The organism is Micromonospora rosaria (genome assembly GCF_001567585.1).
Classification (GTDB): Bacteria; Actinomycetota; Actinomycetes; order Mycobacteriales; family Micromonosporaceae; genus Micromonospora; species Micromonospora rosaria.
Genome location: NZ_LRQV01000218.1, coordinates 1 through 6769, shown reverse-complemented (window position 1 = coordinate 6769; position 6769 = coordinate 1). Strand labels below are relative to the sequence as shown.

Genomic DNA, 6769 nt, shown 5'->3' with positions numbered 1-6769 from the left:
CGCGGCGCCGTAGGTCTGGCAGCCGGTCAGCAGCGCGGTGACCGCCGCCGCTCCGGTACCGGCCACCAGTGCCCGCCGGGACGGGCATCGGTGCCGCGGGTCGTGGTCCATCGGGTACGTCTCCTCGGGGGATCGGGCCGGTCGGTGCGTCACAGGTGCACGCCGAAGGTGGTGAAGTACCAGACCGACGAGGTCAGCCAGACGCCGATCAGGGCGGTGAAGACGAGCCCGCCGAGCACCGGCAGCGCCCAGCCGGGCAGGTTCGCCTTCGGCAGGGCGACCATCTTGGTGGTGAACGCGCCGAAGAAGAAGCAGCCCAGCGCCGAGTGGGCCAGCGACCGCAGGTCGTAGGCGCCGAAGCCGAGCGCGTACAGGCAGTGCACGGCGACCGGGATGGCCAGCAGGAACGCGAGCCGCCCGGACCAGCGGTGCGCGGTGCCGGCCCAGGACGGCGAGAACCCGCCGAGCCGGCCCCACATCGCCAGCGCGGAGAGCAGTTGCAGCACGGCGAACACGGCGGCGCCGGTGCCCAGCCACACCTTCACCGTCTGCGGGCCGGAGAAGCCCGCCACGTTCACCGCGATGCCGGTCGGGGTGTGCAGCCGGCCGTACACCCCCGTGGCCACCGCCACCGCCGCCCCCGCCAGCAGCGGGACGAGCAGCGTCGCCCGCCAGGGCGTCGGCGGGGCGGGCGACCGGCCGGGGAACGGGGCGTCGGGGTCGGGCAGCACCCGCATGTCGAACCCGTCGCCGGCGAAGGTGTCCGTGCCGGACCTGCGGCCCACCGTCACTCACCGTCGCCCGGGGCCGCGCCGACCGGTACGGCGTCGATGGTCACCCCGTCGACGACCGTGGTGAAGAACGCCGGGTCCAGCGGCGGGGCGGGCACCGGCCGGCCGTTCCAGGTGACCACGCCGATCTGGCTGCCGTCGGCGAGCAGGATCCAGCCGCCGTCCACCCCGGCGTCGCGGACCTGCGGGGCGGCCCGGTACACGGCGGGCGCGGTCGAGCCGTTCGAGGTGGCGGTGAAGGTCTGCCGCCGCCCCGCGACGACCAGCTCGCCGCTGGCCTTGCCGGCGCGGAAGGTGCCGGTGAGCCGGACGCCGTCCTTGCCGGTGAGCGCGAGCTCACCGTCCACGGCGGTGCCCTGGAGCCAGATCTCCAGGCTCCTGCCGTCGCAGACGTACGCGGTCGCGTTGCCGTTGGTGACCGTGACGGCGATGGTGGCGCCGCCGCTGAGCCGGCCGGTCCAGGTCACGTCGACGGTGGCGGCGGGCGCGTCGGTGGCGGTCGGGGGCGCGGGTGACGCCGGCTGCGCGTCCGGCTCCGGCTCGGCCTCCGTCGGCGGCGTCCCGCCCGGACGCTGCACGGACGGCTCCGGTACCCCGGGTGGCGGTGCGGCGGCGGGCGGTCGGGCGGCGGCTGCGGCCCCGGTGTCCGGCGTGGACCGCGCGGCGGGCGGCGCCGCCTGCGCACTCATCGTGAACAGCACGGCCGCCAGTCCGGTGCCGGCCAGCAGCGTGAGCATCGGCGTCAAGCGCTTCATGAGCAGCTCCCTTCACCTGTTCGTACGGCGGTGACGCGCCGGACGTTCAAATGAACGGGAAGATCCCCGCCGGAACCGGGTACGGCGGACCGGCCACGAGCCCGGGAGCCCGTGGCCGGTCCGGCCGGTCAGGCGGTGGTCACGGCCGTGTCGTCGGCAGCCGGTTCGGCGGCCGGTTCGGCGGGCGACTCGACGCGCCGGCCGCCGCCGGGACGGGCGACCATCGGGTACTCGGCGGTCTCGGCGCCACCGGCCGCGGCGGCCATCACCGCCGCCGCGGCGAGGTCGGCGACCCGCTTCGCCTCCCGCTGCACCCGGCTGCGGACCTCCTTGGCGTGCCGCTCGACGGACTCCGAGGCCCGCCGGGCCTCCTCCAGCCGGCCCAGCTCGACGCCGAGTTCCTGGCGGACCTCGACCAGCCGCTGGGAGGTCTGGGCGAACTCCCGCGCCGCCGTCTCACCCTCCTGGCGGGTCTGGGCGAGCTGCTGCTGCGCGCTGTCCAGTTCGGCCTGCAACTGGGACAGCGCCTGCCGCCGTTCCCGGATGCCCTGCTGGACCACGGAGAGCTGCTGCTGGTGGGTGGCGGCCTGCTCGTCGGAGTGCTGGCGCACCTTCGCCGCGTACTGCTGGGCCTCCGCGATCAGCGTGCCGATCTCCTGCTCGGCGGCGGCCCGCTGGGCGGCCACCTCCCGCTCGCCGGCGGCGTGCTGTTCGGTGATGTCCTGCTCGGCGGCGGCCCGCCGCTCGTTGAGCTCCCGCTCGACGTTGGCCTGCCACTGGGCCAGTTCCTGCTGGGTCTGGGTGCGGGCGGCCTGCACCTCCTGCTGGATCTGGGTGCGGGCGGCGGTCATGAACGCCTCCGCCTCGGCGCGGGCCTGTTCGACCTGCTGCGCGGTCTGCTCCTCGATCCGCTTGGCCTCCTGCTGCGCCCGTTCGTGCGCGGCCTGCCCCTCCTCCAGCAGCCGGTCCGCCGTCTTGCGGATCTCGGTCAGCTCGGCGTGCGCGGCGGACCGGCGTTCCTCGTGGGCCCGCTCGTGCTCGGTGCGTCGGGCGGTGAGCTGGTCGTCCAGCTCCCGCAGGGTGCGGGTGGCCTGGTCCCGGGCGTCCACGAGGGTCCGTTCGGCCTCGGTCCGCATCTCGCCGGCCCGCTCGGCGGCGGTGTCGGTGATCGCCTGGGCCTGCTTCTCGGCCAGCGCCAGGATCTGGTCCACCATCGGCCCGAGGTCCCGGAAGGTGGCCCGGTCCACCTGGGTCGGTCGCTGCTGCAACTCGGCGAGTTGCGTCTGGACCTGGGCCAGTTCGGTGCTCAGGTCGTGCAGTTGAGCCGCCGACCGCACCCGGTCGGAGGTCAGGGTGGACAGTTGTGCGCCGATCTGTTCGACGTACCGGTCCACCTGTCGTTTGTCGTAGCCGCGCAGGGCAAGGTCGAAACTCGGCCGCGAGGTCACGTCCTCGCGTGCCGCGAACGGCTCGTCGCCGTTGGACATGCGCCATCCTCCGTACGATCGGCGGGCGCCACGCCGGCGGATGACCGCGCCCACGGCCGTGGCGTCGGGCAACGCTACCCCCGCCGCGATCCGGCCCGTCGGCCCGCCCCGGCCTGCCGGGTCGGGCCGCAGGCCATCGACGTCCGGGCGAGGCGTCGCCGGCCGGTACGGGGTCGGCCCGGACGCTCCGGGTCAGTCGCAGCGGACCCACCGGTCGGCGGACCGGTCGTAGACGCACGCCTGCCAGACCACGTGCGCGTCGTCCGGATAGTTCTTGTCGCAGGAACCCCAGGAGCCCCGGCCCAGGCTGTTGACGCAGGCGCCGGCCCGCTCCACGGACATGTCGTCGCCGAGGGTGACCCAGTCGGCCACGGCGGAGGCGCCGTCGGTGGCGGTGTCCCGCACCCACCAGACGTCACCGTCCTCGACGAAACAGGCGGTGGCGCCGGTGGTGTGGGCACAGTGCAGCCCGGCCGGTGGGACGCCCGCGCGGGCGTTGTTCCACTCGTACCGGGCCGCCGTCCGGATCGCGGACCGCGGGGCGGCCGGGGCGTCGCCGTCGGCACCGGCCGAGGGTGCCCGGTGGGTGGGGGCGGCGGTCGGACCGGCCGGCGCGACCGGCGTCGGTGCGGCGGCGACCAGCGCCGCCGTGGCGAGGGCGAGGGCCCGGAGTGGGGACATGGCGAACTCCTTCTGATCGGCGGGACTGACGTCGACCGGGCACGCGGGCCCGCCGGCAGGCGGGGGTCGGCAGCGGTGGCGACGCCGGTCCGGCAGCCCGCCGGGTCAGGACCAATGTCTACCAACCCGCCATTCCGGACGCAACGGCGAGTGATTCTCCCGTCGCCTCCCGTGAGTGGCCATCCTGGTCCCCGACCCGGTGCGCGGGGGCGACGGCGGCCGGTTGATCACGGCTGCCAGACTCGGCGCCATGCAGCCTGGCGTCGCGCGGACGGAACTGTCGGTCGGCTACACCCAGAGCCGCACCGGGCGCGTCGTCTCCCTGGTGCTGGCCGGGGTGTTGCTGGTGGGGGCCTGCTGCGGCGTGGGCGCCATCAGCGCGCACCTGGTGGCCCAGGGCGCCAGCCCCGGGGCGGCGGCCGTCGTCGCCCTGCTGTTCGCCGGTACGGCCGCGCTGGCCATGACCCTGCTGGTGGTGTGGACGGCACGGGCGGGCGCCGCGCTGGCCGGCACCGAGCTGACCGTCCGGGGCCTGGTCAGTCGGACGGTGGACCTGCGCAGCGCCACGGCGGTGACCCTGCACGCCATGGCCCAGTCCCAGGCCGGGGTCGCCAGTGACGGCTCGGTCGTCGCCACCGGCGGCGTCACCCGGGTCCCGGTGCTCACCGTGACCACGCCCGGCCGTACGGTCCGGCTGCGGCTGCGCAGCCTCGACGGGGTGCTGCTCCCGGCGGGGCAGATGGTCGCGCTCGCCGACGCGCTCGGCTGGGCGCGCTGCCCGGGGGCCCGGGAGGCGGCCGACTGGCTGCGCGCGATGGCCGCCGACCCCCGGACCATGCTCCTGTGAGGATCCGCGCCGGCGCGACCCGGTCCGGTCCGGGCGGCGGGGTGCCGGGTCAGGGCTTGCGGGCGACCCCGGCGTAGTAGTAGACCGCGCTCGGGTCGGCGACGGGCTGCTCCGGGCGCCAGCCGAGCACCGGCACCACGCCGGGCTCGATCAGCTCCCAGCCCTCGAAGAACCGCTCCACCTCGGCGTGGGTCCGGGGCACCAGGGTCATCCCGTTGCCGGTCGCCGCCGCCACCGCCGCGCCCACCGCCACCGGGTCGAAGTCCTGCGTGGGATGGGTGATCGCCAGGTAGCTGCCGGAGGGCAGCGCGTCCATCAGGGCCCGGATCCGGCCGATCGGGTCGTCGGCGTCGTCGAGCAGCATGAGGATGGCGATGAGGGTCAACGCCACCGGCTGACTCAGGTCGAGGGTCTCGGTCAGGGCCGGGTCGGAGAGGATCTTCTCCGACTGCCGCAGGTCGGCGTGGATGTACGTGCTGCGCCCCGCCGGGTTGCTGATCATCAGCGCCCGGGCGTGGGCCAGCACGATGGGGTCGTTGTCGACGTAGACCACCCGGGTCTCCGGCGCCAGCCCCTGGGCCACCTCGTGCAGGTTGGGGCGGGTCGGGATGCCGGTGCCGACGTCCAGGAACTGCCGGATCCCCGCCTCGGCGACCAGGTGACGGGCCACCCGGTGGACGAAGTGACGGTTCTCCTTGGCCATCGCCGGCAGGGTGGGGATCGCCTCGATCATCGCCGCCCCGGTCGCCCGGTCGACGGCGAAGTTGTCCTTGCCGCCGAGCCACCAGTCGTAGATCCGGGCGGAGTGCGGGATGCTGTCGTCCACCACCGGGCCGTGCTGCGCAGACTGGGCCACGCCGGTCCCTCCTCACCCAGGGCTCGTCGGAGTGTCCATGGTAGACCTCGATGTCGTCGTGGGGGACACCCCGGCTCACCCGCCCGCGCGCAGCGGGGCGACCCGGTCGACGCGGTTGGTCCACACCCCACCGGAGTACCCCTCGGGCAGCCGGGCCCAGTCCTCGGCGCTGTCGAACCCCCGGGAGAAGTCACCGGGCCCGGCGACCAGGATGACCCGGGTGTTCCGCTCGGCCATCCGCTCGACGAAGCGCTCCGGCCACCCCCACAGCCACGGCGCGTACGCCTCGGGGATGTGCAGTTGCCGGTTGGCGCAGGCGTCCGGGACGTGCCCGGTCCACCCGACCGCCTCGTACCGCAGCAGGCAGTCGGTGAGCATCGCCCGGGACAGCACGCGTACCGCCGGCAGCCGCCCGTGCAGCGCCGCGACCGGGGCGTCGCCGCCGTACACGGTGATCGCCGCGAGACGGTCGGCCGGGAGGGTGGCGAGGTGGTCGGCGAGCCGTTCGCCCTCCACCGGGTCGCCGCTCTTGACGTCGACGAGCAGTTCCCGGTCGGGGAAGGCGGCCAGCACCTCCTCCAGTGTCGGCATCAGCCCGACGCCGGTGCCCCGGAACGGGTGGGTGGCCCCGCCGTCGGCGGTGTAGCCGTACCCGATGTCGAGCCGGCGCAGTTCGGCCAGGGTGTGCTCGCGGACCCGGCCCCGGCCGTCGGTCCGGCACTCCAGCAGGTGGTCGTGGAAGACCACCAGCCGGTCGTCCCTGGTCAGCTGGACGTCGAACTCGACCACGTCCGCCCCGGCGGCGAAGGCGGCCCGCATCGCGTCGAGCGTGTTCTCCAGGTACGGGTGCTCCGGCGGGTGGATCCGCTCCGCCGTGCAGGTGTCGTTGGTCATCCCGTCGAAGCCGTAGGTCTGCGCCAGCCCCCGGTGCGCCAGCAGCAGCGGCCGGCCACCGGGGTCGCCGGCCAGCGCGGAGCTGTTGTTCAGGTACGTGAAGGTGGCGAGGGCCAGCCCGGCGACGAGCAGACCGAGCAGCATCCGGCGGCGTCGGGACGGGCGGGTACGGGGGGAGGCGGGCGTGGCCACGGCCGAAGGACTCCTCTGTGCGCGGGTCAGCGGGGCCACCAGCATCGGGGACCAGCCGGGGCGGCCGGAACCGGCGAAGGACGTAGCCCGCCTGTGTCCTTGGGACCAGACCACCGCCGCGTAGGGCGCACCGCAGGGACGGACCACCGCACGGCGGGACCGGACCACCGCCGCCGGGGGGCGGCCGGGGCCGGCGGCGGTCAGCGGCCGGTGGGCAGGTCGCGCCGCAGCAGGGCCGCCTGGGTGCGGCTGGTCACCTGCAACTT

Annotated in this window: 7 protein-coding genes; 1 reads left to right on the top strand and 6 read right to left on the bottom strand. The window is 75.2% G+C overall.

Features of this window, described 5'->3' with window-relative positions; translation table 11 throughout:
- Nucleotides 1-149: 149 nt before the first annotated feature.
- From AWW66_RS30720 to AWW66_RS30705, 4 genes are all read right to left on the bottom strand, one after another.
- Nucleotides 150-785, bottom strand: a complete 636-nt coding sequence (locus AWW66_RS30720; protein ID WP_342671949.1) for a DUF6529 family protein — start codon at nt 783-785, stop codon at nt 150-152.
- Between the two features lie 2 nt (nt 786-787).
- A complete protein-coding gene (locus tag AWW66_RS30715) occupies nt 788-1546 on the bottom strand; it encodes a hypothetical protein (protein ID WP_067373923.1) in 759 nt (252 codons plus the stop codon).
- A 128-nt stretch (nt 1547-1674) separates the two neighbouring features.
- A complete protein-coding gene (locus AWW66_RS30710; protein ID WP_067373919.1) occupies nt 1675-3033 on the bottom strand; it encodes a DivIVA domain-containing protein in 1359 nt (452 codons plus the stop codon).
- Nucleotides 3034-3225: 192 nt separating this feature from the next.
- Nucleotides 3226-3714, bottom strand: a complete 489-nt coding sequence (locus AWW66_RS30705; protein ID WP_067373916.1) for a hypothetical protein — start codon at nt 3712-3714, stop codon at nt 3226-3228.
- A gap of 250 nt (nt 3715-3964) precedes the next feature.
- Here AWW66_RS30705 and AWW66_RS30700 point away from each other — a divergent pair, with 250 nt between their 5' ends.
- Nucleotides 3965-4561: a hypothetical protein gene (locus AWW66_RS30700; RefSeq protein WP_157528202.1), complete on the top strand. Its 597-nt coding sequence runs from the start codon at nt 3965-3967 to the stop codon at nt 4559-4561.
- A gap of 49 nt (nt 4562-4610) precedes the next feature.
- On the opposite strand, the gene AWW66_RS30695 is transcribed toward AWW66_RS30700, so the two are convergent.
- The gene (locus AWW66_RS30695) at nt 4611-5417 is read right to left on the bottom strand and encodes an SAM-dependent methyltransferase (protein ID WP_067373910.1); all 807 of its coding nucleotides are present in this window, start codon (nt 5415-5417) and stop codon (nt 4611-4613) included.
- Between the two features lie 75 nt (nt 5418-5492).
- Complete coding sequence (locus AWW66_RS30690; RefSeq protein ID WP_245648564.1) at nt 5493-6503, bottom strand: glycerophosphodiester phosphodiesterase family protein; 1011 nt, start codon at nt 6501-6503, stop codon at nt 5493-5495.
- Between the last annotated feature and the right edge of the window lie 266 nt (nt 6504-6769).

Excerpts from the sequence above, each read along its gene's own strand:
- AWW66_RS30705 (WP_067373916.1), bottom strand. The coding sequence starts at position 3,714 with ATGTCCCCACTCCGGGCCCTCGCCCTCGCCACGGCGGCGCTGGTCGCC.
- AWW66_RS30710 (WP_067373919.1), bottom strand. The coding sequence starts at position 3,033 with ATGTCCAACGGCGACGAGCCGTTCGCGGCACGCGAGGACGTGACCTCG.
- AWW66_RS30700 (WP_157528202.1), top strand. The coding sequence starts at position 3,965 with ATGCAGCCTGGCGTCGCGCGGACGGAACTGTCGGTCGGCTACACCCAG.
- AWW66_RS30715 (WP_067373923.1), bottom strand. The coding sequence starts at position 1,546 with ATGAAGCGCTTGACGCCGATGCTCACGCTGCTGGCCGGCACCGGACTG.